Below are 26,103 nucleotides of genomic sequence, written 5' to 3'. Positions count from 1 at the left end.
CAGCAGCTCGCCGGAGGAGGTCCGGGGCGCAGAAATCGCAGGCTCGTGTCCACGACGGTCATGCTACTGCGCGAAGGCGGCCCAGACGCCAGCGCATTCGTCGGCGGGCCCGCCCGTCGCGGCGTCGTACGCCGTCGGCATCGGTGCGACGTCGATGCGCCGGAGCGCGTCGTGGGCGCGCGAGCGGCCGAGGTTCCACGCTCGCGCGTCGCCCAGCACCTCGGGGTCGAGCGAGTTCAGCGGCAGCAGCTGCAGGACGCATCGCGACACCTCCTCGGGCAACCGGTCGACGACCACGGGGGCGGCGTCCGCCGACAGCGTCTGCAGGTAGTTCAGGTCGAGGTCGCCGGTCGCCTCGTAGCGGTCGAGGTTCTGCCCGGCCACCCACGCGTCGGGGTTGACCGCCGCCAGGCCGAGCAGGGCGAGCGCGCCGGAGACCAGCGCGACCCTCGGCAGCCAGCGACCGCGCCGGGTCACGCCGGCGACCATGATCGCGAGGACCACGAAGCCGAGCCAGCCCTCGAAGACGTCGACGAAGAGGCGCAGCGTGGTGAAGCCGTAGGCGTCCTGGTAGACCGCCATCCCGCGCAGCGCGGACGCCACGACGAGCAGGGTGAGGGTGCAGAGGAGGCCGAGCGAGCCCAGCAGCCAGCGCCGGTCGTCGGTGCCGTCGCCGGCGCGCCGGGCGGCGACCCACACGACGAGCACCGTCAGCGCGGTCGCCAGGGTGAGCTGGCCGAACCCCTGGTGCACGAAGTCGGCGTAGGTCAGGCCCGTCGTCTCGCGGACGTAGTCCTCGCCCCCGACGAGGGCGCGCGCCTCGGCCGCGACGAAGGCGACGAAGACGAGGTCGACGGCCAGCACCGGCACGAGCCACTCGAACCGGTTCGCCAAGGCCTGCGGGCGACGCCCACCGAGCACCTCCACCTGCGACGGGTTGAGCGCGAGGTAGGCCGCCCCGAGCGTGACGGCGAAGACGAAGCAGGCGAGGAACGCGCGCCCGACGAGGTCGTTGAAGGTCAGGTTGGGCACGAGCTGGTCCACCCACGAGCCGAACACCGGGTTGGCGCTCGCGAAGATCGTGCCGAACACACCGAGGCCGAGCAACGACCAGGCCGCGGTGCGGACGACCGCGGGCGTACGGGCGCCGGTGCCGGCCAGGCGCAGCGAGCGCCCGAACCAGGGCAGGCCGCGCAGGGACGCGAGGGGCCACGACAGGCCGCTCAGCAGGATGCCGGGCATGGTCCGCGCGCCGGTCACGCCGCACAGGAAGACGGCCGCGGCGGCGACGAGGCAGAGCATCTGGATCCACCACGCGTCGAGCAGGGTCATCGGCAGCACGAGGAGGAGCGCCAGCCCGGCGCACGCGAGGGTCCACGGCTCGCGCCGACGGCGGGCCGTGACCAGCGCGGCGGCACCGGAGACCACCGCCACGAGGGTCCAGGTGATGCCGGGAGCGGTGAACGACAGCGCGATCCCGGCGACCAGGCCGGCGACGGCCGCTGCCAGCACGGTACGCAGGCCCGGCGGCAGGGCCGGCTCCGGCCAGAAGCGGCCGAACAGGCCGTCGAGGCCGGCCGGGACGTGCTCCGCGGAGGCCGGTGACGGAGGCGGCGGGACGGGTGCGGTCGTGGTCATGGTGGCCTCCGGGGCGGTCGGGTGGTCGAGATGCGAAGGAGCGGCAACGGGGGCGGGGGACGGGACCCGCGGTACGTCGAGGCGCAGCCGGGCGCCGCTGCCACCGACCGGGTCGAGGAAGCGCAGCGTGCCGCCGTGGAGCCGGGCGACCCATCGCGCGACGGCGAGGCCGAGCCCGGTGCCGCCGGCCCCGTCGGTGCCGAAGCGCTCGAAGACCCGCTCCCGATCCACGGGTGCGACTCCTCCGCCGAGGTCGACGACCTCGAGCCACCACCCGTCGTCGCCGGCTCCGGCGGTCACCGTGACGGCCGTGCCGGGCGGCGCGTGGCGGCCGGCGTTCTCGAGCACGTTGACGAGGAGCTGGCGCAACCGGGCCGGGTCGCCCGGGACGGTGAGGCCGGCCGGGAGCTCGACGGCGAACTCCCCCGGCCTGCCGGCCGATCCGACCTCGCGCACGCAGGCCTCGACGAGCCGATGCAGGTCGACGTCGTCGGCCTCCAGGTCGACCACGCCGGCCTCGAGCCGCGAGAGCCGGAGCAGGTCGTCGACCAGCCGGCCCAGCCGCTCGGCCTCGGCCAGCGCGGCACCGAGGTGCTCCGGGTCGGCCGGGACGACCTCGTCGGCGAGGTTCTCCAGCAGCGCCGTCATCGCCGTCAGGGGCGTGCGCAGCTCGTGGGACACGGTGGCGATCAGGTCGCGTCGCTCGCGGTCGACGGCTGCCAGGTCCTCGGCCATGGTGTTGAAGGCGGCCGCGAGCTGACCGACCTCGTCGGTGGCCGTCGTGCGGACCCGGCCGGTGTAGTCGCCGCGCGCCATGGCGCGTGCCACCTCGGTCATCCGGCGCAGCGGCGCGACCATGCCGGCCGCCAGCAGCTGGGTGACGCCGAGGGCCAGCGCGACGCTCACCGGCAGGACCAGCCACGGCGAGACGTCGGCGCCCGCGCCCAGCAGGGTGAGCAGGACTGCCACCACGACGGAGGCGACCACCAGCAGCCCCAGCTTGACCTTGATGCTGGACACCGCGTCCAGCGCTGCGCGCCCGCCGGCCGGTGGGGACGGCGGGGCCGGCGGGGACGGCGGGCCGCTCACGGCAGCACCTCGAGGGCGTACCCGACCCCGTGGACGGTGCGGATCCGGTCGGCACCGACCTTGCTGCGCAGCGCCTTGACGTGGCTGTCGACGGTCCGGGTGGCGCTGGACGTGCCCCACGCGTCGCCCCAGTCCCAGACCTCGCGCAGCAGGCGCTCGCGGGTGAGCACCTGGCCGGCCTCGCGGGCGAGGCAGTGCAGCAGGTCGAACTCCGTGGGCGTCAGGTGGACCGGCTCGCCCGCCACCGTCGTACGACGCGCGCCGGGGTCGACGACCACCCCGCCGACGGTCAGCGCGACCGGTCGTTCGCGGGCGAGGTCGGCGGCCCGCTCGACCCGTCGCAGCAGCGCGGACACGCGCGCGACCACCTCGCGCATCGAGAACGGCTTGGTCAGGTAGTCGTCGGCCCCGACCCCCAGCCCCACCAGGACGTCGGCCTCGTCGTCGCGCGCGGTCAGCATCAGCACCGGCACGGGCCGCTCGGACTGGATCCGGCGGCACACCTCCAGGCCGTCGAGGCCGGGCAGCATCACGTCGACGAGGACGACGTCGGGTCGTCCCGCGCGGGCCAGCTCGACGGCCGACGGGCCGTCGAAGGCCTGCTCGACCTCGAAGCCCTCGGCCCGGAGCCGCTGGGTGAGCGCGTCGTTGATGGTGCGCTCGTCCTCGACGACGAGGGCGCGGCGTGTGGTCATGCCCCGACCCTAGGAGCCGGACGGACCGGGAGTGGCGGACGACTCGTGAAGGTTGTGTGGAGGTCGGTCGCCGCTGCTGCGGGTCACTCCGGGCGGAGGTCCTCGCGCGGCCAGTCGACCATCACGCGGGCGCCGCCACCGGGGGCGTCGTCGATGATCACCCGGCCGCCGTGGGCGCGCGAGAGACCGCCGATGATGTACATCCCGAGGCCGCTGCCGCCGGACTCCCCGGTCGTCCAGAACTTCGTGAACACGCGCCGCCGCAGCTCGACCGGGATGCCGTCGCCCTCGTCGTCCACCGTGATCCGCACGCCGTCGAGGGCCGGCGACGACGCCAGCCGCACGCTGACCTGTCCCTGGCCGTGCCGGATCGCGTTCTCGATGAGGTTGGTGACGACCTGGGTGAACTTGTCGGGGTCGGCGAAGACCTCGGGCAGGTCGTCCTCCACCTCGAGGACGATCGACCGCGCGGTCCCGGCCTCGATCGAGCCGACGACGCGCTGCACCAGCGTCTCGGCGGAGCAGTCGCGGGGGTAGAGCTGCAGCCGACCGGTGTCGATGCGCGCGACGTCGAGCAGCTCGGCGATCAGCCGGGCCAGCCGGTCGGCGTCGGCGTTGACGGTGGTGAGCATCAGCTTGCGCTGGTCGTCGTTGAGCTTGTCCCACCGGTTGAGCAGCGCCTGCACGAATCCCTTGACGCCGGTCAGTGGCGAGCGGAGCTCGTGGGCGACCGTCGCGACCAGGTCGGAGCGCTCGCGGTCGAGCAGCGCCCGGCCCCGGCCGCTGCGCAGCCCGACCGCGATGCCCGCGACCCGGCCGAGCGGCGCGTCGCGGATCAGCGTCGCGGTGGTCAGCACCTCCTCGCCCGAGGCGTTGAGCCAGGACTGCTCCGGCACCGCCCGCACGATCGAGATGCTGTCGAAGGGACGGTTGGCCGCGAGCCACGTGCGGCCGTCCTGGTCGAGCAGGCGCAGCACGTCGTCGAGCGGCATGCCGAGGGCGTCCTGCTGGTGGACGCCGAGCAGCGCGGCCGCCTGTGCGTTGAGCAGCGTCACCACGCCCTCGCGCGTGGCGCCGAGGATGCCGTCGGGGTAGAAGTCCGCGAGCGAGTGCAGCCGGCTGGTGCCGCTGTCCACCTTCCGCCCGCTGCTCGCCGCCACGTCGGCCACCCTAGCCTCGCAGCGGCTTCGGCCGCCGCAACCCGGCGGCGCGCAGCGCGGCCACCAGGTCGCGGGAGCTCACGGGGACGGCACCCGCCTCGACCATCGCGTCGTAGAACTCGGCGGGCACGTCGTAGTGGTCGCCGTCCCACCCGCGCGCCGGGATGCCGTGGGCGGCCGCGAACGCGTGCGCCTCGTCGTAGGAGGTGTCGCTGGCGAGGTGCGACCACAGCCGGTCCCAGCGCGGCACGGCGGGCGGGTCGATCAGGATCATCGCCGCCGAGCCTAGGGCACGTCGGCGCACAGCGGCGGCGCACGACCGTGGGCCGCGCGCCGCCGTCCGCGCGGTCAGCCGAAGAACCCACCGATCGCCCCGGCGAGCTCTGCCGGCACCTCCATGGCCGCGTAGTGGCCGCCGACCGGGTGCTCGGTCCACGACACGATCCGGGTGTTGTCGCGCTCGGCGAAGGGCCGCATCGAGCGGAAGTCGTCGGCGAACACCGCGACCCCGATCCGTCCCTCGTTGACCCGCGGCTCGACGGCCTGCTCCGCGCGGTAGGTCTGGACGGCTCCTCCGCTGCTGTTGGTGAACCAGTAGAGGCTCACCTGGGTCAGCACCTGGTCGCGGGTGACGCGCGACGTGCCGTTGCCGAAGCTCTCGAACAGCTCGTTGTAGGCCAGCTGGCCCACCGGCGAGTCGCTGAGCGCGGCGGCGACCGTCCGCGGCCGGGACGCGTTCATCGTGGCGTAGCCGTTGACCGTCTGGAACCAGCCCGCGAACTCCAGGGCGGCGTGGTCGGCGGGCGACATCTGCTCGAACTCCGCCGGGTCCCCCGACGGGAAGGAGAACAGCTGCAGGACGTGTGCGCCGAGGAACCCCTCGGGTGCCAGGATCGCCAGCTCGCGTGCCACCACGGCCCCGTTGTCGGACCCGTGCGCGCCGTAGGAGTCGTAGCCGAGGCCACGCATGAGCCGGTCCCAGGCGCGGGCGGTCCGCCGCGAGTCCCAGCCGCCGTCGGTCAGGGGCTGGCTGAAGCCCACGCCGGGGATCGACGGGATGACGAGGTGGAAGTCGGCGGTCAGGTGCGGGACCAGGTCGAGGAAGTCGACGAAGGAGCCCGGGTAGGCGTGGAGCAGCAGCAGCGGGGTGGCGTCCTCGTTGGCCGAGCGGACGTGCACGACGTGGACGGTCTGGCCGTCGATCTCGGTGAGGAGCTGCGGGAGGGCGTTCATCCGCTCCTCCTGCGCGCGCCAGTCGAAGTCGCCCCGCCAGTGGTCGCCCATCTCGCGAAGGTAGGAGACGGGTGCTCCGGCGGACCAGTCGTCGGAGCCGGCGGTGTCGGTCGGCTCCGCGGCGTACCGGGTGCGGGCGAGCCGGGCGCGCAGGTCGTCGATCGCGTCCTGCGGGACCGAGATCGTGAAGGGGCGGAAGGTCAGGTCGCTGGTGGTCTGGTGAGTGCTCATGTCGGTAACCTAGGAACGAATCCGGCTCGGTTCGGCCCTGATTCGTCCACCCCGATCCCGACGATCTCCGCACGCCCGCGGGAGGCCCCGATGTCGCTGCAGACCTCGTCCCGGCTGATCGCCCTGCTCGGCCACCTCCAGGCCCGCGTCACCGCGACCGGCCCCGAGCTGGCGGGAGTGCTCGGGGTCGGCGAGCGCACGGTGCGCAAGGACGTCCAGCGGCTGCGCGAGCTCGGCTACCCGGTCGAGTCGGTGCGCGGCGCGGCCGGCGGCTACCGGTTCGGCGAGCACGGGCGGCTCCCTCCCCTGCTGCTCGAGGACGACGAGGCGGTCGCCGTCGCCGTCGGACTGGGCGCGGTGTCCGCGGTGAGCGGCATCGAGGAGGCCGGCGCGCTGGCGCTCGCCAAGCTCCAGCACGTGCTTCCCGACCGGTTGTGGCGCCGCGTGCGGACCCTCGCCGAGAGCACCGACGTCGGCCCGGCCGAGACCGCGACCAACGCCGTCGCCCCACCGGTGGACATCGGGCTGCTCGCCGACCTCGCGGCCGCCGTCCGCGACCGCGAGGGCCTGCGGCTCTTCCACCGTCCGACGCACGACGTCGAGGAGCGCCTCGAGGCCGACCCCTACCGCCTGGTGAGCTGGCAGCAGCGGTGGTACGTCGTCGCGCGGGTGCGGCCCGACGGCCGGTGGCGGGCCCTGCGGGTCGACCGGATCGAGGTGCGCACCCCGGGGGCGGGGCGGTTCGCGTCCGCACCGCTCGAGGGCGGCGACTACGCGGCCTTCGTGCTGCGCGACGTCGCGTTCTCGGGATGGAACGTGCACTGCCGGATCGCCGTCGACGCGCCTGCCGCGGAGGTGCTGCGGCGGATCAACCCCACCGTCGGGGTCGTCGAAACCGTGGACGAGGACCACAGCGTGCTCGTCACCGGCGCCGACAGCGTCGAGATGGTGGCGGTCTACATCGGGCTGCTCGGCCTCGACTTCCACGTCGACTCGCCACCGGCGCTGGTCGACCACGTGGCCGCCCTGGCGACGCGCTACGCCCGCGCGCTCCCGCCGGACTGACGCGGGTCAGACCCGCTGGGCCCGCGCGCTGGCGTAGAGGCACACGGCAGCGGCCGTGGAAAGGTTGAGGCTCTCGGCCCGCCCCAGGATCGGGATCGCGACCCGGTGGTCGGCCAGGGCGGCGAGCTCGTCCGGCAGCCCCCACGCCTCGTTGCCGAAGAGCCAGGCCGTGGGTCCGGTGAGGTCGGCGTCGAACAGGTCGACCTCGCCCGCACCGTCGGCCGCCAGGACGGTGAGCCCGCGCTCCTGGGCGGCGCGCACGGCGGCGGCCGGGTCGGGGTCGATCGCCAGCGGGAGGTGGAACAGGCTGCCGACCGTCGCGCGGACGGTCTTGGCGTTGTAGGCGTCGACCGACTGCCCGGCCAGCACGACACCGTCAGCGCCGGCCGCGTCGGCCGTGCGGATCACGGTCCCGGCGTTGCCGGGGTCGCGGACGTCGGCGCAGATCGCGAGCAGCCGGGGTGCCGCGGCCACGACGTGCGCCAGCGGCGCGTCGACCGGACGGCACACGGCGACCACGCCGGCCGGGGACACCGAGTCCGACAGCGAGGCCAGCGCCCGGTCGTCGACGAGCGTGACGTCGGCGTCCGCCAGCAGCTCGGCGTGCTGCTCGAGGGCCGACGGCGTGGCGAAGACCTCGACCACGCAGCCGGCGACGGAGAGCGCGCCCTCGACGGCCTTCGGGCCGTCAGCGAGGAAGAGCCGCCGCTCGGTGCGTACCGAGCGGCGGCTCAACTTGCGAGCCTCCTTGACGCGGCTGTTGCCGACGGTCAGAGGGGTGCTCATGTGGCTCAGGCGGAGACCTTGGGCGCGTTGACGTCCTCGGGCAGCGCGGCCTTGGCGGCCTCGACGAGCGCGGCGAAGGCCGGCGCGTCGTTGACGGCGAGCTCGGCGAGGATCTTGCGGTCGACCTCGATGCCGGCCAGGCCGAGGCCCTGGATGAAGCGGTTGTAGGTCATGCCGTTGGCGCGGGCCGCAGCGTTGATGCGCTGGATCCAGAGCTTGCGGAAGTTGCCCTTGTTCTTGCGGCGGTCGTTGTAGCTGTAGACCAGCGAGTGGGTGACCTGCTCCTTGGCCTTGCGGTAGAGCCGCGAGCGCTGGCCGCGGTAGCCGCTCGCGCGGTCGAGGGTGGTACGACGCTTCTTCTGGGCGTTCACTGCGCGCTTGACGCGTGCCATGGGGTTACTCCTTGGTGCGGATGAAGATCAGATGGACGGCGGCTGGGCCACCAGGGGATGTGCGGTGGCGTGCCTCAGATGCCGAGCATCTTCTTGGCGCGGGCGACGTCGGCCTTCTCGAGCTCGACGACGCCGGCGTTGCGGCGGTGCTTCTTGCGGCTGCCCGTGGTGGGCGCCGAGGCGAACGCAGCGCCGGACTTGCGGCCGGCCTGCAGGCGCTGGATCTTGCCCGAGCCGGTCACCTTGAAGCGCTTCTTGGCGCCCGAGTGGGTCTTGTTCTTCGGCATGTGTTCTCTCCTCTTCGGTGCAGCCCCGGCTCGTGGCCGGGACGGCGGAAAACTGGGGGTCTGGATGTCACGGCTTCGCCGCGACGTGCTCCATCGACCTCGTCGCTTCGCTCAGATGTCGATGTCGGGGTCCAGGTTCTCGGAGCGGCGACGCTCCTTCTTCTGGGCCACCGGGCCGGCCGCGTGGGCGGCCTCGCGCTCGGCGTCCTCCTCGGCCTTGCGGTCCGCACGCTCCTGCGCCTTGGAGGCGCGGGCGGCGTCGGCGTCGATCTTGGCGTCGGCCTTCTTCTTGTGCGGGCCGATGACCATGGTCATGTTGCGGCCGTCCTGCTTCGGCGAGGACTCGACGAAGCCGAGCTCCTGGACGTCCTCGGCCAGCTTCTGCAGCAGGCGGAAGCCGAGCTCGGGACGGTGCTGCTCACGACCGCGGAACATGATCGTGATCTTGACCTTGTCGCCGGCACCGAGGAACCGCACGACGTGACCCTTCTTGGTCTCGTAGTCGTGCTTGTCGATCTTGGGACGAAGCTTCATCTCCTTGATGATCACGTTCGTCTGGTTCCGGCGGGACTCGCGGGCCTTCTGGGCGTTCTCGTACTTGAACTTGCCGTAGTCCATGAGCTTGCAGACAGGGGGGCGTCCCTGCGGAGCGATCTCGACGAGGTCGAGGTCGGCCTCCTGGGCCAGCTTGAGTGCCTGGTCGGTCGGCACGATCCCAACGGTCTCACCGTTGGGTCCGACGAGCCGGACCTCGGGTACGCGGATCCGCTCGTTGATGCGCAGCTCGGTGCTGATGGGTCCTCCAGTGGTTCGGGTGGGTGGGAGCGCCTGCCCGCCCGGAACTGGTGTGCCCCGGAAATGAACAATGGCTCCCGCTGTGTGCCAAGCGGGAGCCAGTCACGACCCGTCCCCGAGCTCTCGGGAACTGGCGACCACCGCGGGCGCGTCGCGCCTTCGGTGGAGCTGGGACCTGGACCCGACGATCTGTGGTGCAGGGCGATCGGTGCGGGTGGGAGACGGGTGCTGCTGCCTCCGCTTGGCGGGATCGGCGGCGATCGGGGAGGGTGGTCCCGTCACGTCACTGATCGGTCAACACCGAAGACTAGCCGATCATTCCGCCGCGGGCCCAATCCACCCGTGGGTGCCGCCGGCCTCCCCGCCCAGCGCGACCAGCCGCCAGCCGGAGGCCAGCCGGGTGAGGTCGTCGCCGTCGACGACGTACGTCGCGGGGCCGGCGAGGTCGACCAGCAGGGCCTCGGCGCCGTCCTGCACCGCCGCGGTCGCGGCCGTGCGTGCGCTCACCGGCACCGGCCGGGCCTGCGGGTCCCACCGCGCCATCGTCCCGGTCGCGGTGAAGGCGAGCAGGCCGGTGCTGCCGTCGGCCGCCCGCACGAGGACGGCCGCCATGTCCGAGGACTTGTCGTGCGCGAGTCCCTGCTCGTCGACCTCCACCTCGCCGAGCACGGCCACCACCGGCACCAGCAGGCGTGCGTCCTGGAGCACCGCCAGCACCTCGGCCGACGACGCCGCGCCCGAGGCGTGACCGGCCAGCACGGCCGCGAGGTGCTCGTCGGCCGCCCCGGTGTCGTCGGCGAACCCGGGGTCGGGGATGGTCCGGACGAGGGACTCGCTGTCGTCGTGGTGCACGCCGTCATTGTCCCGCAGGCGTGGTGCGCTGTGGGAGTGTGGGGCCCGTGGAGGAGACGACCTGGGCAGCACTGACCGCAGCGCTCACCGTGGCGGGCGCGATCTGGACGTGGATCGCCTTCCGGCGCCGCGGCGCCGCGAACGGCCTGCGGGCGCTGGGCTTCACCCTGCTGCCCGCAGCGGCGTGGCTGACAGGCACTCTGCGGACGGTCGTCGAGATCGGCAGTGCCGTCACCGACTGGGCGACCGGCCTGGTCTTCGACGTGCGGACCTGGACCGGGGTGGGCCTGGCCGGTCTCGCCGTCCTGCTCCTCATCGTCAGCGGCTTCATCCGCGACCGCCAGCTCGCCCGCGGGCAGGCCGCGGGCAAGGAGCGCCGCGGGCGCACGGAGCGCCGCGGCGGTGGCGAGCTCCCGACCGCGCCGACCCCGCGGAAGGGCGAGCCCGTCATCGACGACGACCTCGCCGACATCGAGGCGATGCTGCGCAAGCGGGGCATCGAGTGAGCGACGCCTACGTCGAGCGCAACCGCCTGTGGTCGCGTCTCGGCGCCGCCGTGGCGAGCCTGCCCGAGCCACCGCCGACGCCGATCGCGGTCGTCGACCTCGACGCCTTCGACGCCAACGCCTCCGACCTCGTCCGCCGCGCCGGCGGCAAGCCGATCCGGGTCGCGTCCAAGTCCCTGCGCGTCCCGGCCCTCATCACCCGCGCCCTGGCCCACGACGGCTTCTCGGGGGTGCTCGCCTTCACGGTGGCCGAGGCCCTGTGGCTGCACGAGACCGGCGTCAGCGACGACATCGTGGTCGCCTACCCCAGCGTCGACGCCGCCGCGCTCGCCCGCCTGACCGCCTCCCCGTCCGCCGCTGCGGCGATCACGCTCATGATCGACGACGTCGCGCACCTCGACGCGGTCGACGCCACCCGCTCCTCGCGCGCCGTGCCCGTACGGATCGCCCTCGACCTCGACGCCGGGCTGCGCCTCGGCGGCCAGCACATCGGGCCGAAGCGCTCCCCGCTCTTCGACACCGCCGACGTGGTCGCCCTCGCCCGTCGGGTCGTCGAGCGCGACGGCTTCCGCCTCGTCGGGGTGATGACCTACGAGGGCCAGGTCGCGGGTGTCCAGGACGACGTGCCCGACCAGCGCACCAGGTCGCTGCTCGTCCGGCGCCTGAAGCAGGCCTCGATGGCCCAGCTCGAGGTGCGGCGGCGCGAGATCGCCGACGCGCTCGCCGCGCTCGCCGACCTCGTGTTCTGGAACGGCGGCGGGTCCGGGTCGGTCGAGGCGACGGCCGCGGACGGTGCGGTCACCGAGATCGCCGCGGGCTCGGGCCTCCTCGTCCCCGGCATCTTCGACCACTACGCGTCCTTCGACCCGCGCCCCGCGGCGTACTTCGGCCTGCGGGTCACCCGGAAGCCGACCCCGGAGATGGCGACCGTCCACGGCGGCGGCCTCATCGCCAGCGGTGCGACCGGCGCCGACCGCTCCCCCGTGCCGTGGGCGCCGCCGGGCCTCCACCTGACCGGCCTCGAGGGGGCCGGCGAGGTGCAGACGCCGCTGACCGGCCACCCGGCCGCGCTGCTCGCCATCGGCGACCTGGTGTGGTTCCGCCACGCCAAGTCCGGCGAGCTGTTCGAGCACGTGCGCGACGTCCACCTGGTGCGCGGGGAGTCCGTCACCGAGGTGGTCCCGTCCTACCGCGGGTGCGACCGTGCCTTCTGACCCCGTCCGGGTCGCCGCCGACGTCGCGGAGCGCCTGCTGGCCAGCCCGCCCACCCTCGGGCCGGGCCGACTGGTCTGCGTCGACGGACCCGCCGGCTCCGGGAAGACGACGCTCGCCGACGCGCTGGCGCGCGCCCTCCCCGGCGCGACCCTCGTGCACTGCGACGAGCTGCTGCAGGGGTGGCGCGGGCTCCCGGGCCTCGCCGCCACCGTCGAGCAGCTGCTCATCCCCCTGGCCGACGGGCGCGAGAGCGAGTGGCGCCGGTGGGACTGGGCGGCCGACGGGTGGGCCGAGACGCACCCCGTCGGCCCGGGCGGCGTGCTGGTCCTCGAGGGCGTGGGCTGCTGGTCGCCCGCCATCGCCCACCTCGTGGGCGTGCTGGTCTGGGTCGAGGCGGGCTCCGACCTGCGGCTGCGACGCGGCATCGCCCGCGACGGCGAGCAGATGCGGGCCCACTGGGAGCAGTGGCGCCTCGACGAGGACGCGCTGTTCGCAGAGCTCGCGACGCGCGAGCACGCCGACCTCGTGGTCGACACCGAGGGATCGGCTCAGCCGGCCGCGGGTTCCTCGAGCTTGTAGAAGTCCTGGCGGTAGACCTCCGCGAACCCGGCCCGCTCGTAGATCCCGAGGGCGCCGGTGGGATTGGCGGTGTCGACGTTGAGGGTCACCCGGTCGAAGCCGGCCGCCCGGCACCGGTCGAGGACCGCGGCGAGCAGCGCCGTCGCGAGACCGCGCCCCCGCTGGTCCGGGACGGTGCCGACGTAGGGCACGTAGGCCTCGCGTCCCGGGCCGGGCGCCATCGGCACGGCGTACTCGTGGGCGAAGACGTAGCCCGCGACCCGTCCGTCCGGGTCCCGCGCGACCAGGGAGAGGTCGTGGCGGGCGTGGGTCGCGCGCACCATGAACGCCTGCCAGTAGTCGGCGTCGGCGGGGCTCCAGTCCGGGTAGTCGGCGAAGGCCACGTTGTGCGCCGCGCGGAGCTCCTCGGCGACGGCCGGGTCGAACGTCTCGACGACGAGGTCGGACGGCACGGGCAGGTCGGCGCCGGGACCCTGGAGCGGGGCGCGCATGAGGAAGGCGTGCCGGCCGGGCACCATCCCGGCCGCGCGCAGCAGGTCGGCCTGGTCGTCCCGACCGGCGAGCGCCTGGCTGGCGTAGCGCGCGGGCAGGTGCGGCGCCTGCTCCGCGTGGATCGACCGCGCCACGTCGAGCGCCGCGGCGAGCAGGTCGGTGCCGATCCCCTCGCCGAGCCTGCCGGGGTCGACGTCGCCGTAGAGGACCGTCCGCTGGCCCGTGTCGTGCGGCGTCCCCGGCAGCACCGCCGCGTAGCCGACGAGCTCCTCGCCGTCGTGGGCGCCGAGCAGGACGCTCCCGGGCAGGTGCTCCATCACCTCGACCACCTCGTCGGGCGACAGGCAGAAGCCGGTCGGGTGGTCGGCCTCGATCCGCGACATCAGCGCGGCGGTCGTCGCGGCGTCGTCGGGGAGCAGCCGGCGCGTGGTGGTGTGCACCCGGGCAGGCTAGTCGCCCTAGGGTGTCGCCATGGTGAGGCCGAGCGGAGACCAGTACGAGATCGCGGCAGCGGGCTACACGGCCGTCGTCACCGAGGGCGGCGCCGCGCTGCGCACCCTCACCCACCACGGGCGCGACCTCGTGGACGGGTTCGGCGAGGACGAGATGTCGACCGGCTGCCGCGGCCAGCTGCTGATGCCCTGGCCGAACCGGATCCGCGACGGCCGCTACTCCTTCGGCGGTCGCGAGCACCAGCTCGGGCTCACCGACCCCGGTCACCACAACGCCTCCCACGGCCTGGCGCGCTGGGCGTCGTGGACCGTCGAGGAGCACACCGGCACCACGGTGTCGCTCGTCCACCGCGTGCTCGCCCAGAGCGGCTACCCGTGGGCGCTCGACCTGCACGTCCTCTACGACCTGTCGGCCGACGGCCTGGTCGTCACCCAGACCGCCACCAACCTCTCCCCCGAGCCGGCGCCGTACGCCTCCGGCGCCCACCCCTACCTCCGGGTCGGCGACGGGATCGAGGACCTCGAGCTCACCCTGCCGGCCCGGACCCGCGTGCTGGTCGACGACCGGCTGCTCCCGACCGGGACCGAGCCCGTCTCGGGCGAGCACGACTTCACGGCCGGCCGGCGGATCGGCGACCTGCGCCTCGACACCGCGTTCGGCGACGTGGAGCACGTCGACGGCCGGGCGACGGTGACGCTCCGCGACCCCGCGACGTCACGCGGCGTCGTGCTGTGGCTCGACGAGCACCACCACTGGTTGCAGGTGTTCACGCCGCCGGCCGACGGGCCGCGTCCCGGGATCGCGGTCGAGCCGATGACCGCGCCGGCCGACGCCTTCAACTCCGGCACCGACCTCGTCACGCTGGCGCCGGCGGGCACCCCGGGCGACGAGCTGTCGGTGTCGTGGGGCATCCACGCCCTGCAGCCCGAGGACTGACGAGCAGTCCGACCGGCCGGTCAGACCCCGGAGGGTGCGTCGCGGTCGAGCAGCGCCCGGACCTGGCGCACGCCGTCACGGGCGCGACGGCCGTCGGAGCCCTGGAAGGCCATCGCCGAGAGGGTGCTGCCGTCCGCGAGGTCGAGGGTGGCCCACGGCGCGCCCGGGGGCAGGTGGATGTCGACGACCTGCGCACGCTCGAGGCGCCGCGAGCGGAAGCCGTTGACCACGGTCAGGGTGTCGCGACGGACGGTGAGGCGCGCCCGGCCCAGGGCCCAGCCGCAGGTCCCGAGGGCCGCGCCCATCGCCAGCACGGTGAACCGCTGGAGCCCGCTGAACCGCTCGCGCACCGACGGGTCGAAGCCGTACCACGCGGCGGTGCAGACGACGAGCAGCATCACGCCGAACCCGATCACGGCGATCCGCACCCCGAAGGGCCGCCAGGTGTGCGGCAGGTCCGGGAGCGGACGGCCGGCGCGGGCGTCAGAGTCGGCAGGCATGGATGTCGGTGAGCAGGATGGCGCGGGCGCCGGCGGAGTAGAGGTCGTCCATCAGCCGCTGCGAGCCGGAGCGCGGGATCATCACCCGCACGGCGACCCACCCGGACTTGCCGAGCGGGGAGATGGTCGGGCCCTCGCGGCCGGGCGCGAGCTCGGTGGCGCGGTCGAGGTTCGACTCCTCGATGTCGTAGTCCATCATCACGTAGCTGCGTGCGACGAGCACGCCCTCGAGCCGGCGACGGAAGACCTCGAAGTCGTCGGGGACGGTGCCGCCGCGCGTGACGAGGACGGCCTCGGACTCGAGGATCACCTCGCCGAAGGTGGCGAGCCCGGCCGCCCGCAGGGTCGAGCCGGTCTCGACGACGTCGGCGATCACGTCGGCGACGCCGAGCTGGATGCTCGTCTCGACCGCGCCGTCGAGGCGGGTCACGGTCGCGTCGATGCCCTGGCGGAACAGGAAGTCCTCCACCACGCCGACGTACGACGTCGCGACCCGCAGGCCCTGGAGGTCGGCGAGCGAGGAGTAGCGGCCGGCGGGACCGGCGAAGTGGAAGCGCGAGCGGCCGAAGCCGAGCGGCATCACCTCCTCGGCCTTCGCGCCGGAGTCGAGCAGCAGGTCGCGCCCGGTGATCCCGACGTCGAGGGTGCCCTCACCCACGTAGAGCGCGATGTCGCGCGGTCGGAGGTAGAAGAACTCGACGTCGTTCTCGGCGTCGACGAGCGCGAGCTCCTTGGAGTCGGAGCGCTGGCGGTAGCCCGACTCCCGCAGGATGTCGGTGGCGGACTGGGACAGGGACCCCTTGTTGGGGACGGCGATGCGCAAGGTCATGGTCGGCTCACAGGTGGGCGTAGACGTCGTCGAGGGTCAGGCCGGAGGCCAGCATGAGGACCTGCGCGTGGTAGAGCAGCTGGCTGATCTCCAGCGCGGTCGCGTCCTTGCCCTCGTGCTCGGCCGCCATCCAGGACTCGGCGGCCTCCTCCAGCAGCTTCTTGCCGATGGCATGGACACCGGCGTCGAGCTGCTTCACGGTGCCGGACCCCTCGGGTCGCTCGGCAGCCTTCGCGGACAGTTCGGCCCACAGGTCCTCGAACGTCTTCACGGGCCCCAGCCTAGTTGCGCGGCGGCGGCGGGCGCGCCGCGGGTCCGGCGCCGGACCACCCCTTCAGGCGGTGGTGGTGCCCGCGCCCGGGGTTACGGTCGGGTCATGACCTCATCGAACACATCTTCGAACGACCCCGCCGGTGGCCAGCAGCCGGAGACCCTCGGCGGTCCGCAGGGCGACTCGACGCGCAAGGACCCCGAGGAGTGGGTCACCGGTGACGAGCCGATGACCGGCGCGCAGCGCTCCTACCTCGACACGCTGGCCCGGGAGGCGGGCGAGGAGCTCCCCGCTGACCTCACCAAGGCCGAGGCGTCCGAGCACATCGACCGGTTGCAGTCGGCGAGCGACCGCACGAGCTGATCCGGCCCGGCACCCCGAGGCGGACGTCAGCGGTCGCGCATCGCCGCCAGCACGCGGGCCGTGTCGAGCGCGGCGGCCGTCGCCTCCCACCCCTTGTCCTCCGACGAGCCGGGCAGCCCCGCGCGGTCGATCGCCTGCTCCTCGGTGTCGCAGGTCAGCACGCCGAACCCGACCGGGACCGCGTGCTCGACGCCGACGCGCGTCAGGCCGTCGGTCGCCGCCGAGCAGACGTAGTCGAAGTGCGGGGTGCCGCCACGGATGACCACGCCCAGCGCGACGATCGCGTCGTAGCCCTCACGGGCGAGCGTGGCCGCGACGACCGGCAGCTCGAACGTGCCCGGCACCCGCAGCACCACCGCGTCGGCCACGCCGTAGGCCGCGAGGGCGCGCTCGGCGCCGGCGACCAGGCCGTCCATGACCTGGGTGTGCCAGCTGGCGGCCACGACGGCCACCTTCAGCCCACTGGCGTCGTAGGGCTGGGAGGTCGGTGCTCCGGCGCCGCTCATGCGTCGTCTCCTTCGTGTCCGGGGGCGGTCCTGGGGGCGGTCCCAGGGGTGGCGAGGCCGGGCAGGTCGTGGCCCATGCGGTCCCGCTTGGTGAGCAGGTAGGCGAGGTTGTGGTCGTTGGGGTGCGGCGTCAGCGGCACCCGCTCGGCCACGTGCACCCCGAAGTCCTCGAGGCTCGCGGTCTTGTCGGGGTTGTTGGTCATCAGCCGCACCGACTCCACGCCCAGGTCGCGCAGCACCTGCGTCGCGGTGCCGTAGTGGCGTGCGTCGGCGGGCAGCCCGAGGTCGAGGTTGGCGTCGACGGTGTCGCGCCCGCCGTCCTGGAGCTGGTAGGCCTGCAGCTTGGCGACCAGGCCGATGCCGCGGCCCTCGTGGCCGCGGAGGTAGACCACCACTCCCCTGCCCTCAGCGACGACCGCGGCCAGCGCCTCGTCGAGCTGCGGACCGCAGTCGCAGCGCCGGCTGCCGAACACGTCGCCGGTCAGGCACTCGCTGTGCACCCGCGTGAGGACCGGCTCGGGGCCGCTGATGTCGCCGTGCACGAGGGCGACGTGCTCGCTGCCGTCGATGGTGATGCGGTAGCCGTAGGCGGTGAAGTCGCCGTGGCGCGTGGGCAGCCGGGTCTCCGCGACCCGCACCGCGTGGCGCTCGTGGCGCCGCCGGTGGCGGACGAGGTCCTCGATCGAGATCATCGCGAGCCCGTGCTCGTCGGCGAACTCCCGCAGCTCGGGCGCCCGCTTCATGGTCCCGTCGTCGTTGACCACCTCGACCAGCACGCCCGCGGGGGTCAGGCCGGCCAGCTTCGCGAGGTCGACTGCCGCCTCGGTGTGGCCGCGCCGCACCAGCACGCCGCCCTCGCGGTAGCGCAGCGGGAAGACGTGGCCCGGTCGGGTCAGCTCCCACGGCTCGGTCGCCGAGTCGGCGAGCACCCGCGCGGTGTGGGCGCGGTCGGCGGCGCTGATCCCGGTGCTGACGCCGTCGCGGGCGTCGACCGAGATCGTGTACGCCGTGCGCAGCCGGTCCTTGTTGTGCGGGGTCATCAGGGGGATCTCGAGGCGCTCGAGCATGTCGCCCGGCATCGGCACGCAGATCACGCCGCTGGAGTGGCGGATGGTGAACGCCATCAGCTCCGGCGTCGCCTTCGCCGCGGCGAAGATGATGTCGCCCTCGTTCTCGCGGTCCTCGTCGTCGACGACCACCACCGCCTTGCCGGCCGCGATGTCCGCGACCGCCCGGTCGATGCTGTCGAGTCGGACACTCATGCGCGGGCCACCTCCTCGGTCTCCCGGGCCTCGGTGGCGTCCACGACCGTGCGGCTGGCGCGCAGCCAGACCACGAAGCCGATCACGACGAACACGGCGTAGAAGAGATACATCCCGGCCGTCGGGTAGTAGCCCGCCTGGATGAGCGTGGTCACGCCGACGACGTCGACGAGGATCCAGACCAGCCAGAACTCCACCCAGCCGCGCGCCATCCCGTAGGTCGCGAGCATGGAACCCGCGAGGATCCAGGCCTCCGTGGTCGGGCCCCACGACCCGAGCACGCGGGTGAGCAGCACGTACGCCACGGCGTAGCCCACGACGCCGAGGACGACCAGCTGGACGCGCTCGCGCGCGGTGGCCCAGCGCGGTGCGATGGCACCGCCGTCCGAGGCCCCGCCCTGCGAGCGGACCTGCGACCAGCGCCACCAGCCGTAGACCGACACCGCGGCGAAGAACACCTGGCGCCCGGCCTGGCCCCACAGCGGCTCGTCGATGTGGCCGGAGAGCTCGCCGGTGGCGAAGACGGTGAAGAGCAGGACGTTGCCGACCAGGCCGATCGGCCAGGCCCACACGAGCCGGCGCATCCCGAGGATCGCGCTGGCGAGGCCGAACAGGTTGCCGACCACCTCGCGGACGCCGAGGGCGCCGCCGGGGACCGGGATGGTGCCGTGCACCAGCCACTCGAGCAGGGACATCATTCTTCCTCGTCGTTCGCAGGGCGCAGGGACTGCGCGGTGGGATAGGAGCCGAGCAGCTTCTCGACGTGCTTGGCGATGACGTCGGCCTCGAGGTTGACCCGGTCGCCGGGACGGCGCGAGCCGAGGGTCGTACGGGCGAGGGTCTCCGGGATCAGGCTCACGGTGAAGCTGTCCTCACCGGCCTCCACGACCGTGAGGCTGACGCCGTCGACGGTGATCGAGCCCTTGTCGACGAGGTAGCGGGCGAGGTGGGACGGCAGCGAGACCTCGACGACGTCCCAGTGCTCGCTCGGCGACCGGGAGATCACCTCGCCGACGCCATCGACGTGGCCCTGGACGATGTGGCCGCCGAGCCGCTTGTCGACGGTCACCGCGCGCTCGAGGTTGACGCGGTCCCCCGGCGCGACGCCGGCCAGGGAGGTCTTGTCGAGCGTCTCCTGCATGAGGTCGGCGGTCCAGCGCCCGTCACCGAGCGCGGAGACGGTCAGGCAGCAGCCGTTGACGGCGATCGAGTCACCGAGACCGGTGCCCTCGAGCACGGTCGCGGCCTCGATGGTGAGCCTGATGGCGTCACCCTGGTCGACGACCTCGGCGACCGTGCCGAGCTCCTCGACGATCCCGGTGAACATTCACTTCCTCCTCATGGTGAGGCGCACGTTGGTGTCCTCGCCGTCGTGGCCCTGCAGCACGGTCACGTCGGTGACGTGCAGGTGCAGGGCGTCGGTCATGGTGGTGATGCCGAGGTCGGCGACCGCGGAGGCGCCGGAGCCGAGCAGCATCGGGGCGACGTAGGCGACCACCTCGTCGACGAGGTCGGCGTCGAGGAAGGCGCGTGCCAGCGTCGGCCCGCCCTCCAGGAACACGTGCTGGCGCTCGAGGTCGTGGAGCTGCTGGAGCGCCTCGCGCGGGTCGTGGGTGCGCAGGTGGACGGTCTCGGCGCGGTCGTTGAGGACCCGCCGGTCGGTCGGGAGGTCGCGCAGCCCCATGACCGCGCGCAGCGGCTGGACCGGCAGCGGCTCGTCGACGTCGTCGCGGACGGTCAGCTCGGGGTCGTCGACGAGCACCGTCCCCGTGCCGACGAGCATGGTGTCGCACAGGCCGCGCAGCCGGTGGGTGTCGCGTCGGGCCGCCCGGCTCGAGACCCAACGGCTGGTCCCGTCGGCCGCGGCGCTGCGCCCGTCGAGGGTGGCGGCGAACTTCCAGGTCACGAACGGCCGGCGACGCGCGATGGCGAAGGTCCACGTGCGGTTGATCGCCTGCGCCTCCTCGATCATCTCGGCGCCGACGACCTCGACGCCGGCCTCGCGCAGCCGGCGGGCGCCGCCGACGGCGACCGGGTTGGAGTCGGGCTGGGCGAAGACGACGCGGCGCACGCCGGCCGCGATCAGCGCCTCGCTGCACGGACCGGTGCGACCGGTGTGGTTGCACGGCTCCAGGGTCACGACGACCGTCGAGCCGCGCGCCTCCTCACCGGCCTCGGCGAGGGCGGCGGCCTCGGCGTGGAGGGTCCCGGCCCCCCGGTGGAAGCCCTCGGCGATGGTGCGGCCGTCCGCGGCGAGGACCACGCAGCCCACCCGCGGGTTGGGACCGAGCGGGACGCCCGGCGTGACGGCCAGCTCGAGCGCGCGGCGCATCGCGCGGCGCTCGGCCTCGTTCGTCGTCATGTCCTGCCTCCGGTCCGTGGACGCGGACTCAGGGGGGCCTCGACGACGCGGCACGCACCGGCAGGCGGTGGTCGTGCAGGTCGTGTGCGTGCGCTTCTCATCCGGACTTTGACCGTCGGTCCAGGATTCCCACCTGGTCAACCGGCCACTGGCTGTGGTCGGGTCGCGGACTTCCGGTCGAGGAGTCCTCGGCCAGTCACCGCCGGTGCGGAGTTCCACCGCCCCCAGAGCACGCTTGCTCTTGCTTGGGGCAACTGTGCCACAGCCGCAGGCATTCCCTCCCCGGAGCCGGCCGGTGACGTGCGCAACATCTTCCGCGCCCCCGCCCGGCGGTGGCGATCACCGCCCCGGGGTCGGAGTGAGGGTGGCGCGCAGGTCAGACCTGGTCGAGGAACCGGTCGAAGACGCGCGCACCGAACTCGAGGGCGTCGACCGGCACCCGCTCGTCGACCCCGTGGAAGAGCGCGGTGAAGTCCAGGTCGGCGGGCAGCCGCAGCGGCGCGAAGCCGTAGGACCGCATGCCCAGCCTGCGGAAGTGCTTGGCGTCGGTGCCGCCGCTCATCAGGTACGGAGCGACCAGGGCGTCGGGGTCCTCGGCGAGCAGGCTGCGCGACATCGCGGTGACCAGGTCGCCGTCGTAGGGCGTCTCCCACGGGTCCTGCTTCGACTCGAACTCGAACTCGATGCCGTCACCGGCGAGCTCGTGGAGGGTCGCGAAGAACTCGTCCTCGTAGCCGGGCAGGAACCGTCCGTCCACGGTGGCCCGGGCCTCGGTCGGGATGACGTTGGTCTTGTAGCCGGCGCCCAGCATCGTGGGGTTGGCGGTGTTGCGGATGACCGCGCCGAGCATCCGCGCGGCGTCGCCGAACTCCTCCACCAGCGCCTCGGCGTTCTCCGGGGTGGCCTCGGTGCCGGCGAGCTCGCCGACGGTGGCGAGGAGCACCTCCATGGTCGGGGTGAGGCGCACCGGCCACTCGTGGGCGCCGATCCGCGCGACCGCACCGGCGAGCCGGGTGACGGCGTTGTCGTCGTTGATCATCGAGCCGTGCCCCGCGCGACCGCGGGCGGTCAGCCGCATCCACGCCATGCCCTTTTCCGCGGCCTCGATGAGGTAGACCCGACGCCCGCGCACGGTGGCGGAGAACCCGCCCACCTCGCCGACGGCCTCGGTGCAGTCGGCCAGCAGGTCGGGGTGCTCGTCGACGAGCACGCCCGCACCGTGGTGACCGCCGGCCTCCTCGTCGGCGGTGAAGCAGAGCACCACCTCGCGGTCGGGCGCGGCTCCCGCCTGCGCCCGGGCCCGCACGACGCTGAGCAGCATCGCGTCGAAGTCCTTCATGTCGACCGCGCCGCGGCCCCACACCTGGCCGTCCTTGATCTCGCCGGAGAACGGGTGCACCTGCCAGTCGTCGGCCTCGGCCGGCACCACGTCCAGGTGCCCGTGCAGCAGCAGCGGCGCGCGACCGTCTCCCCCGCCCCACCGGGCGACGACGTTGGCGCGGCCGGGCCGGCCCTCGATGACCTGGCTCTCGATGCCCACCTCGTCGAGCAGCGTCGCGACGTGCTCGGCGGCCTTGCGCTCGCCCGGCCCGTCCTCGCTGCCGTAGTTGGAGGTGTCGATCGCGATGAGGTCCTGGCACAGCCGGACCACCTCGGCGGCGGGGTCGTACGAGCGGGTGTCCGACGGGTCCTTCGAGGCCTGGTCCATGCCGTCCATCCTGCCCCACGGTCGGGGACCGACCCCGATTCGTTGCCCGGGTGGGGTTTTGCTATGTTTCTCCAGCACTCGTCCGGGTGGCGGAATTGGCAGACGCGCTAGCTTGAGGTGCTAGTGCCCGTATTAGGGCGTGGGGGTTCAAGTCCCCCCTCGGACACACAGCAAAGGGCCCCAGGTCACCGACCTGGGGCTCTTCGCATCTCCCGTTCCCCACGCCGGCACGAAGGTCCCGGTGGGCTCGGGTCGTCCTCCCCTGCCGCGTGCGTGCCGCACGTCGCAGGGTCGAGGCATGACCGATGTGCGCGTCCGCTCCGCCGCCCGGCGCGTCGTCGCGCTGCTGGTGCTGGTGGGCGTCGTGGCCGGCACGGGTGGGACCTTCCCGCGCGGCGCAACGGGGACCGACGGCTGGACGTTCCTCCTCCACGACCTCGGCCTGCTGGCGCACGCACTGCTCGGCGTCGCGGTGCTGGTCGACACCGCCGTCCTCGCCGCCCGCGCGGCAGCCGAGGGCCCGGTCGTCCTGCGGGGCGCGGTGCTCGCCGGACTGCTCGCCGTCGCCGCGGCCGTCGCCGGCGGCGTCGCCTACGTCGGCGACGGCCACGGTGACGGCGCGCTCGGCGTGATGACAGCCGGCTGGGTCGCCGCCCTGCTCGCGTACGCCGTCGCGTGGCGGGTGGCGTCCGTGCGGGTGCGGACCGGCCCCGACGCGCCCGGACGCCGGCGGGCGTGACCCACGTGCAACCCCCGAGGCACCGGACGCGTCCAGTCCTGTGAGTGGCCGACCAGCGGCCGCACCGCCTCGGGAGACGCCATGCGCCGCACCGCCACCGTCCTGCTCTCGCTCCTCGCCCCGCTCGCGCTCGTCCCGGTCGCCCTCGTCCCGGCGGCCACCGCCGACGCGGCCCCGACCGTGGACCGCGCCACCGTCCGGACCGTGACCTACCCGCACTTCGGTGCGGAGGTGACGCTCGACCACCTCGACCGGATCGACGACACGTCCCCGGCGTTCCAGCGCTTCGTGGAGCGACGGCTCACCCGGCTGTGGCACCAGAACGACCCGCGCGAGCGCTGCCGCACGGCCGCCACGATGATCGTCAAGCGGTGGCGCTCCGACGGGTACGCGTTCATCAGCGACATGGGCAACTTCGCCCCGTGCCCGGACGGCGGCTACGTCCAGATCGCCGTCCGCACCGACGGCCGCTGGCGCACGCCGGTACGCCTCGGCACCCAGGAGGTCTACGGCTGTCGGGTGCTGGAGCGCTTCGACGTCCCGGCAGCGATCGTCCCCGACCGGACGTGCTACGACGGCAAGTCCGTCGTGTCCTACCCGCGCTGACGGGCGAGCCGAGGACCGACGGGCCGGGGCCGGCCTCGAGCCGGCCCCGGCAACGTCAGTCGAAGGCGTTGACCACGTCGTCGTCGATCGTCTTGACCGGACCGGTGAACCACTTCTTCGCCGACGTGGTCCACCACACGGCGAGGAAGAGCAGCACGGCGAGCACCATGATCGGGGCGTAGTTGACCGCCGCCCAGTCGAACTCGTCGCGCCACGGCGCGCCGAAGGGCGAGGTCGGCAGCATCAGCATGATGCCGACGACGACGATCTCGATCACGGCGACGAGGTTCATCCACTTGTACTTCGCGCCGTTGTTCCAGCTGCCGACCTCGAAGGAGTCACCGGCCCGCCAGCGCAGGAAGATCGGGATGGCGAAGGAGAAGTAGAGGCCGATGACCGACACCGAGGTGACGGCGTAGAAGGCGGTGGGGATGCCGTTGACCGACTTGAGGGCCGGCAGCGTGATGAGCGCGCCGAGGACGGCCGCGAAGATGACGGCGTTGGCGGGCGTGCGGGACGCGTTGACCTTCGACCACATGCGCGAGCCCGGCACGGCCCGGTCGCGGCTGAAGGCGAACATCATCCGCGAGGTCGACGTCAGGCAGGCGGTGGCGCAGAACAGCTGTGCCGCGGACGACACGAACAGCAGCAGACCACCCCAGGTCGAGCCGAGCGCGGTGTCGAAGACGTAGGCCACGCCGCCCGCCGGGATGCTGGCGTAGTCGGGGGCGCCGTCGACCTGCGGGATCGCGAAGGTGACCGCCAGCAGCAGGATGTAGCCCCCGACCGCGGAGTAGAAGATCGACTGCCAGATCGCCTTCGCGGCGGTCCTCGCCGCGCCCTGGGTCTCCTCGGACAGGTGCACGGAGGCGTCGAAGCCGGTGATCGTGTACTGGGTCAGGATGAAGCCGAACGGGATGATCGCGAAGAAGAAGACCAGGCTGCTGGTGGACCCGTCGGCCCACCCGGACCCGTTGTAGGTGTCGGTGAAGACCTGCGACACGCTCAGGTGCTGGTCGGGGACGATGATGAGCACCAGCACCAGGAACGCCGCACCGGCGACGTGCCACCACACCGAGATGTTGTTGATCACGGCGAGCAGGTGGCTGGAGAAGATGTTGACCACCGTGATGAAGGCCAGGATCACGAGGAAGAACACGAACACGACGTTGAGCGAGAACGTGTCCTGCCAGCCCCAGGCCAGGAACGTCAGGTGGAAGAACGTCGCGCAGCCGTAGGCCACCGAGGCGGTCACCGCGATCAGTCCGATCAGGTTGAGCCAGCCGGTGAAGAACCCGGCGGCGGGACCACCGAGCTTGGAGGCCCAGTAGTAGATGCCGCCCGAGGTCGGCATCGCCGAGACCAGCTCGGACATGGTGAAGCCGATGATCAGGATGAAGACCGAGATGATCGGCCAGGACCACGAGATCGAGACCGGACCGCCGTTCGCGATGCCCGCACCGTAGGTGGTGAGGCAGCCGGCGAGGATCGAGATGATCGAGAACGAGATCGCGAAGTTGGAGAAGCCCGACCAGGACCGGGCCAGCTCCTGCTTGTAGCCGAGCCTGGCCAGGTGCTCCTCGTCCTCGGACAGGTGCGGGGCCGACGGCTGGGACGTGGACTCGGGGGGCATGGCAACACCTCTCGCGGAGCTCGACGAGCGTCAGTTGGGTGCTCGGCACCGTAGACCCGCGACCGACGCGTTGTGAATAGGTGATACAGAAATTGGTCTGAACCCTGACCATTGACGTCACCGGCACGCGGTGCCCAGACTGACGCCCATGTCCGCGCAGCCGCACGAGCACCTCACCTCAGCGGTGCTCCGCCCCGTGCGCGGCCACCACGCCTTCGAGGGCTGCGTCGAGCAGCTCGCCACCGCGATCCGGCTCGGCGTCTACCCGGTCGGCAGCCTGCTGCCGCCCGAGCGCGAGCTGGCCGAGCGGATGGCGGTGAGCCGCGCCACCCTGCGCGAGGCGATCGCGGCGCTGCGCCAGGCGGGGCTGGTCGAGACCAGGCGCGGTCGCGGCGGTGGCTCGACGGTCACGTCCGGTGCCCGTGCCCGCTTCACCGGCGGCCTGGCCCGGCTCGCGGAGTCCACGGCCGCGGAGTGGCTCGACGCCCTGGAGTTCCGCCGGGTCGTGGAGCCCGGCGCGGCCTACCTCGCCGCGACGCGCGTGCTGACCGACGCCGAGCGCGAGCGCCTCACCACCGCGGAGACGGCCGTCCACGACGCCACCGGCAAGCGCGCGCACCGCCAGGCCGACTCGCGGTTCCACCTGACGGTGGCGGCGCTCAGCGGGTCGGCGCGCGTGCAGGAGGCGGTCACCTCCGTGCAGTCGGTGCTCGACACCGCGCTGGCGTCGATCCCGTCGCTGGACACCAACATCAGCCACTCCCACCAGCAGCACCGACAGATCTGCCAGGCCGTGCTGGCCGGCCGCGCGGACCGCGCCCGCGCCGTCATGGAGGACCACTGCGACGACACCGCGGCGCTGCTGCGCGGCCTGCTGGCCTGACACCCACCGCACCGACCGACCCACCGGAGACGGAGAG

At 73.2% G+C, this 26,103-nt stretch carries 30 protein-coding genes, 1 tRNA gene and 1 riboswitch; of the genes, 10 read left to right on the top strand and 21 right to left on the bottom strand.

What is annotated here, in order from left to right; all coding sequences use genetic code 11:
* Positions 1-63: 63 nt before the first annotated feature.
* The 5 genes from KDN32_RS09095 to KDN32_RS09075 all read right to left on the bottom strand — a co-directional run bounded on the left by KDN32_RS09095 (position 64) and on the right by KDN32_RS09075 (position 6,046).
* Entirely contained in the window at positions 64-2,727 is a 2,664-nt protein-coding gene (locus KDN32_RS09095; protein WP_211731676.1) for a DUF4153 domain-containing protein, read from the bottom strand.
* Positions 2,724-3,422, bottom strand: a complete 699-nt coding sequence (locus KDN32_RS09090; RefSeq protein ID WP_211731675.1) for a response regulator transcription factor — start codon at positions 3,420-3,422, stop codon at positions 2,724-2,726. Before KDN32_RS09090 ends, KDN32_RS09095 begins: the two co-directional genes overlap by 4 nt.
* 83 nt (positions 3,423-3,505) lie before the next feature.
* Positions 3,506-4,582, bottom strand: a complete 1,077-nt coding sequence (locus tag KDN32_RS09085) for a sensor histidine kinase (RefSeq protein WP_307853874.1) — start codon at positions 4,580-4,582, stop codon at positions 3,506-3,508.
* 10 nt (positions 4,583-4,592) lie between these two features.
* Positions 4,593-4,856: a DUF4031 domain-containing protein gene (locus KDN32_RS09080; RefSeq protein ID WP_211731674.1), complete on the bottom strand. Its 264-nt coding sequence runs from the start codon at positions 4,854-4,856 to the stop codon at positions 4,593-4,595.
* 74 nt (positions 4,857-4,930) lie between these two features.
* Complete coding sequence (locus KDN32_RS09075) at positions 4,931-6,046, bottom strand: epoxide hydrolase family protein (protein WP_211731673.1); 1,116 nt, start codon at positions 6,044-6,046, stop codon at positions 4,931-4,933.
* Positions 6,047-6,136: 90 nt separating this feature from the next.
* Between KDN32_RS09075 and KDN32_RS09070 the strand changes: the two genes are divergently transcribed.
* Positions 6,137-7,111 (top strand): helix-turn-helix transcriptional regulator, encoded by a 975-nt coding sequence (locus KDN32_RS09070; protein WP_211731672.1) that lies wholly within the window; start codon positions 6,137-6,139, stop codon positions 7,109-7,111.
* A gap of 6 nt (positions 7,112-7,117) precedes the next feature.
* Here KDN32_RS09070 and KDN32_RS09065 read toward each other — a convergent pair whose 3' ends face one another.
* The 5 genes from KDN32_RS09065 to KDN32_RS09045 form a co-directional block, all read right to left on the bottom strand.
* Positions 7,118-7,897, bottom strand: coding sequence for a TrmH family RNA methyltransferase (locus KDN32_RS09065; RefSeq protein ID WP_211731671.1), 780 nt, complete (start codon positions 7,895-7,897; stop codon positions 7,118-7,120).
* Positions 7,898-7,902: 5 nt separating this feature from the next.
* A complete protein-coding gene (rplT, locus tag KDN32_RS09060; RefSeq protein ID WP_201935762.1) occupies positions 7,903-8,289 on the bottom strand; it encodes a 50S ribosomal protein L20 in 387 nt (128 codons plus the stop codon).
* Between the two features lie 74 nt (positions 8,290-8,363).
* Entirely contained in the window at positions 8,364-8,576 is a 213-nt protein-coding gene (locus KDN32_RS09055; protein WP_211731670.1) for a large ribosomal subunit protein bL35, read from the bottom strand.
* Positions 8,577-8,687: 111 nt separating this feature from the next.
* Positions 8,688-9,353 (bottom strand): translation initiation factor IF-3, encoded by a 666-nt coding sequence (gene infC, locus KDN32_RS09050; protein ID WP_307854001.1) that lies wholly within the window; start codon positions 9,351-9,353, stop codon positions 8,688-8,690.
* Between the two features lie 333 nt (positions 9,354-9,686).
* Positions 9,687-10,223: an SseB family protein gene (locus KDN32_RS09045; protein WP_211731669.1), complete on the bottom strand. Its 537-nt coding sequence runs from the start codon at positions 10,221-10,223 to the stop codon at positions 9,687-9,689.
* 47 nt (positions 10,224-10,270) lie between these two features.
* Here KDN32_RS09045 and KDN32_RS22335 point away from each other — a divergent pair, with 47 nt between their 5' ends.
* The 3 genes from KDN32_RS22335 to KDN32_RS09035 are packed head-to-tail and all read left to right on the top strand — an operon-like array spanning position 10,271 to position 12,523.
* A complete protein-coding gene (locus KDN32_RS22335; protein ID WP_249216394.1) occupies positions 10,271-10,729 on the top strand; it encodes a hypothetical protein in 459 nt (152 codons plus the stop codon).
* Complete coding sequence (locus KDN32_RS09040; RefSeq protein WP_307853872.1) at positions 10,726-11,943, top strand: amino acid deaminase/aldolase; 1,218 nt, start codon at positions 10,726-10,728, stop codon at positions 11,941-11,943. Before KDN32_RS22335 ends, KDN32_RS09040 begins: the two co-directional genes overlap by 4 nt.
* Entirely contained in the window at positions 11,933-12,523 is a 591-nt protein-coding gene (locus KDN32_RS09035) for a uridine kinase family protein (protein WP_307853871.1), read from the top strand. The genes KDN32_RS09040 and KDN32_RS09035 overlap by 11 nt, the downstream gene beginning before the upstream one ends.
* Here KDN32_RS09035 and KDN32_RS09030 read toward each other — a convergent pair.
* Positions 12,493-13,455 (bottom strand): GNAT family N-acetyltransferase, encoded by a 963-nt coding sequence (locus KDN32_RS09030; RefSeq protein ID WP_211731667.1) that lies wholly within the window; start codon positions 13,453-13,455, stop codon positions 12,493-12,495. The genes KDN32_RS09035 and KDN32_RS09030 overlap by 31 nt on opposite strands.
* 31 nt (positions 13,456-13,486) lie before the next feature.
* On the opposite strand from KDN32_RS09030, the gene KDN32_RS09025 reads away from it, so the two are divergent.
* Complete coding sequence (locus tag KDN32_RS09025; protein WP_211731666.1) at positions 13,487-14,404, top strand: aldose 1-epimerase family protein; 918 nt, start codon at positions 13,487-13,489, stop codon at positions 14,402-14,404.
* Between the two features lie 20 nt (positions 14,405-14,424).
* On the opposite strand, the gene KDN32_RS09020 is transcribed toward KDN32_RS09025, so the two are convergent.
* Genes KDN32_RS09020 through KDN32_RS09010 form a run of 3 tightly spaced genes read right to left on the bottom strand, consistent with a single transcriptional unit; the run spans position 14,425 to position 16,004 of the window.
* A complete protein-coding gene (locus KDN32_RS09020) occupies positions 14,425-14,904 on the bottom strand; it encodes a PH domain-containing protein (protein ID WP_211731665.1) in 480 nt (159 codons plus the stop codon).
* Entirely contained in the window at positions 14,888-15,733 is an 846-nt protein-coding gene (hisG, locus tag KDN32_RS09015; RefSeq protein WP_211731664.1) for an ATP phosphoribosyltransferase, read from the bottom strand. Before hisG ends, KDN32_RS09020 begins: the two co-directional genes overlap by 17 nt.
* Before the next feature lie 7 nt (positions 15,734-15,740).
* Positions 15,741-16,004 (bottom strand): phosphoribosyl-ATP diphosphatase, encoded by a 264-nt coding sequence (locus tag KDN32_RS09010; protein WP_211731663.1) that lies wholly within the window; start codon positions 16,002-16,004, stop codon positions 15,741-15,743.
* A gap of 105 nt (positions 16,005-16,109) precedes the next feature.
* Here KDN32_RS09010 and KDN32_RS09005 point away from each other — a divergent pair, with 105 nt between their 5' ends.
* Entirely contained in the window at positions 16,110-16,367 is a 258-nt protein-coding gene (locus KDN32_RS09005) for a DUF3072 domain-containing protein (RefSeq protein WP_211731662.1), read from the top strand.
* A 26-nt stretch (positions 16,368-16,393) separates the two neighbouring features.
* Here KDN32_RS09005 and ribH read toward each other — a convergent pair whose 3' ends face one another.
* The 6 genes from ribH to KDN32_RS08975 form a co-directional block, all read right to left on the bottom strand.
* Positions 16,394-16,873 carry a 6,7-dimethyl-8-ribityllumazine synthase gene (ribH, locus tag KDN32_RS09000; protein ID WP_211731661.1) on the bottom strand — a complete coding sequence of 160 codons (480 nt, stop codon included), beginning with the start codon at positions 16,871-16,873 and terminating at the stop codon, positions 16,394-16,396.
* A complete protein-coding gene (locus KDN32_RS08995) occupies positions 16,870-18,135 on the bottom strand; it encodes a bifunctional 3,4-dihydroxy-2-butanone-4-phosphate synthase/GTP cyclohydrolase II (protein ID WP_211731660.1) in 1,266 nt (421 codons plus the stop codon). The genes ribH and KDN32_RS08995 overlap by 4 nt, the downstream gene beginning before the upstream one ends.
* Positions 18,132-18,833: a nicotinamide riboside transporter PnuC gene (gene pnuC, locus KDN32_RS08990; RefSeq protein ID WP_211731659.1), complete on the bottom strand. Its 702-nt coding sequence runs from the start codon at positions 18,831-18,833 to the stop codon at positions 18,132-18,134. Before pnuC ends, KDN32_RS08995 begins: the two co-directional genes overlap by 4 nt.
* Positions 18,830-19,462, bottom strand: a complete 633-nt coding sequence (locus KDN32_RS08985; protein ID WP_211731658.1) for a riboflavin synthase — start codon at positions 19,460-19,462, stop codon at positions 18,830-18,832. The genes pnuC and KDN32_RS08985 overlap by 4 nt, the downstream gene beginning before the upstream one ends.
* Positions 19,463-20,497 carry a bifunctional diaminohydroxyphosphoribosylaminopyrimidine deaminase/5-amino-6-(5-phosphoribosylamino)uracil reductase RibD gene (ribD, locus tag KDN32_RS08980; protein WP_249216393.1) on the bottom strand — a complete coding sequence of 345 codons (1,035 nt, stop codon included), beginning with the start codon at positions 20,495-20,497 and terminating at the stop codon, positions 19,463-19,465. It abuts the gene before it with no gap.
* 84 nt (positions 20,498-20,581) lie between these two features.
* Positions 20,582-20,734, bottom strand: a riboswitch (FMN riboswitch).
* 139 nt (positions 20,735-20,873) lie between these two features.
* On the bottom strand, positions 20,874-22,205 hold the full coding sequence (locus KDN32_RS08975; protein ID WP_211731657.1) for a M20/M25/M40 family metallo-hydrolase: 1,332 nt from the start codon (positions 22,203-22,205) through the stop codon (positions 20,874-20,876).
* A gap of 80 nt (positions 22,206-22,285) precedes the next feature.
* Between KDN32_RS08975 and KDN32_RS08970 the strand changes: the two genes are divergently transcribed.
* The 3 genes from KDN32_RS08970 to KDN32_RS08960 all read left to right on the top strand — a co-directional run bounded on the left by KDN32_RS08970 (position 22,286) and on the right by KDN32_RS08960 (position 23,550).
* Positions 22,286-22,371 (top strand) — tRNA-Leu (locus KDN32_RS08970).
* A gap of 132 nt (positions 22,372-22,503) precedes the next feature.
* Positions 22,504-22,944 carry a hypothetical protein gene (locus KDN32_RS08965; RefSeq protein ID WP_211731656.1) on the top strand — a complete coding sequence of 147 codons (441 nt, stop codon included), beginning with the start codon at positions 22,504-22,506 and terminating at the stop codon, positions 22,942-22,944.
* 81 nt (positions 22,945-23,025) lie between these two features.
* Complete coding sequence (locus KDN32_RS08960) at positions 23,026-23,550, top strand: hypothetical protein (RefSeq protein ID WP_211731655.1); 525 nt, start codon at positions 23,026-23,028, stop codon at positions 23,548-23,550.
* Between the two features lie 55 nt (positions 23,551-23,605).
* On the opposite strand, the gene KDN32_RS08955 is transcribed toward KDN32_RS08960, so the two are convergent.
* A complete protein-coding gene (locus KDN32_RS08955) occupies positions 23,606-25,183 on the bottom strand; it encodes an amino acid permease (protein ID WP_211731654.1) in 1,578 nt (525 codons plus the stop codon).
* 148 nt (positions 25,184-25,331) lie between these two features.
* Between KDN32_RS08955 and KDN32_RS08950 the strand changes: the two genes are divergently transcribed.
* Positions 25,332-26,066: a FadR/GntR family transcriptional regulator gene (locus KDN32_RS08950; protein ID WP_211731653.1), complete on the top strand. Its 735-nt coding sequence runs from the start codon at positions 25,332-25,334 to the stop codon at positions 26,064-26,066.
* Positions 26,067-26,103: the final 37 nt, after the last annotated feature.

Origin of the sequence: Nocardioides palaemonis (assembly GCF_018275325.1) — a bacterium.
In the GTDB taxonomy this organism is placed as follows: domain Bacteria; phylum Actinomycetota; class Actinomycetes; order Propionibacteriales; family Nocardioidaceae; genus Nocardioides; species Nocardioides palaemonis.
The sequence above is the reverse complement of the archived record's forward strand: the minus strand, read 5'-3'. Positions and strand labels throughout refer to the sequence as shown.

Coding starts and splice junctions, on each gene's coding strand:
- KDN32_RS09090 (WP_211731675.1), bottom strand. CDS start 3,422: ATGACCACACGCCGCGCCCTCGTCGTCGAGGACGAGCGCACCATCAAC.
- KDN32_RS09080 (WP_211731674.1), bottom strand. CDS start 4,856: ATGATCCTGATCGACCCGCCCGCCGTGCCGCGCTGGGACCGGCTGTGG.
- KDN32_RS09075 (WP_211731673.1), bottom strand. CDS start 6,046: ATGAGCACTCACCAGACCACCAGCGACCTGACCTTCCGCCCCTTCACG.
- KDN32_RS09070 (WP_211731672.1), top strand. CDS start 6,137: ATGTCGCTGCAGACCTCGTCCCGGCTGATCGCCCTGCTCGGCCACCTC.
- KDN32_RS09065 (WP_211731671.1), bottom strand. CDS start 7,897: ATGAGCACCCCTCTGACCGTCGGCAACAGCCGCGTCAAGGAGGCTCGC.
- rplT (WP_201935762.1), bottom strand. CDS start 8,289: ATGGCACGCGTCAAGCGCGCAGTGAACGCCCAGAAGAAGCGTCGTACC.
- KDN32_RS09055 (WP_211731670.1), bottom strand. CDS start 8,576: ATGCCGAAGAACAAGACCCACTCGGGCGCCAAGAAGCGCTTCAAGGTG.
- KDN32_RS09025 (WP_211731666.1), top strand. CDS start 13,487: ATGGTGAGGCCGAGCGGAGACCAGTACGAGATCGCGGCAGCGGGCTAC.
- KDN32_RS09020 (WP_211731665.1), bottom strand. CDS start 14,904: ATGCCTGCCGACTCTGACGCCCGCGCCGGCCGTCCGCTCCCGGACCTG.
- hisG (WP_211731664.1), bottom strand. CDS start 15,733: ATGACCTTGCGCATCGCCGTCCCCAACAAGGGGTCCCTGTCCCAGTCC.
- KDN32_RS09005 (WP_211731662.1), top strand. CDS start 16,110: ATGACCTCATCGAACACATCTTCGAACGACCCCGCCGGTGGCCAGCAG.
- ribH (WP_211731661.1), bottom strand. CDS start 16,873: ATGAGCGGCGCCGGAGCACCGACCTCCCAGCCCTACGACGCCAGTGGG.
- KDN32_RS08995 (WP_211731660.1), bottom strand. CDS start 18,135: ATGAGTGTCCGACTCGACAGCATCGACCGGGCGGTCGCGGACATCGCG.
- pnuC (WP_211731659.1), bottom strand. CDS start 18,833: ATGATGTCCCTGCTCGAGTGGCTGGTGCACGGCACCATCCCGGTCCCC.
- KDN32_RS08985 (WP_211731658.1), bottom strand. CDS start 19,462: ATGTTCACCGGGATCGTCGAGGAGCTCGGCACGGTCGCCGAGGTCGTC.
- ribD (WP_249216393.1), bottom strand. CDS start 20,497: ATGACGACGAACGAGGCCGAGCGCCGCGCGATGCGCCGCGCGCTCGAG.
- KDN32_RS08975 (WP_211731657.1), bottom strand. CDS start 22,205: ATGGACCAGGCCTCGAAGGACCCGTCGGACACCCGCTCGTACGACCCC.
- KDN32_RS08965 (WP_211731656.1), top strand. CDS start 22,504: ATGACCGATGTGCGCGTCCGCTCCGCCGCCCGGCGCGTCGTCGCGCTG.
- KDN32_RS08960 (WP_211731655.1), top strand. CDS start 23,026: ATGCGCCGCACCGCCACCGTCCTGCTCTCGCTCCTCGCCCCGCTCGCG.
- KDN32_RS08955 (WP_211731654.1), bottom strand. CDS start 25,183: ATGCCCCCCGAGTCCACGTCCCAGCCGTCGGCCCCGCACCTGTCCGAG.
- KDN32_RS08950 (WP_211731653.1), top strand. CDS start 25,332: ATGTCCGCGCAGCCGCACGAGCACCTCACCTCAGCGGTGCTCCGCCCC.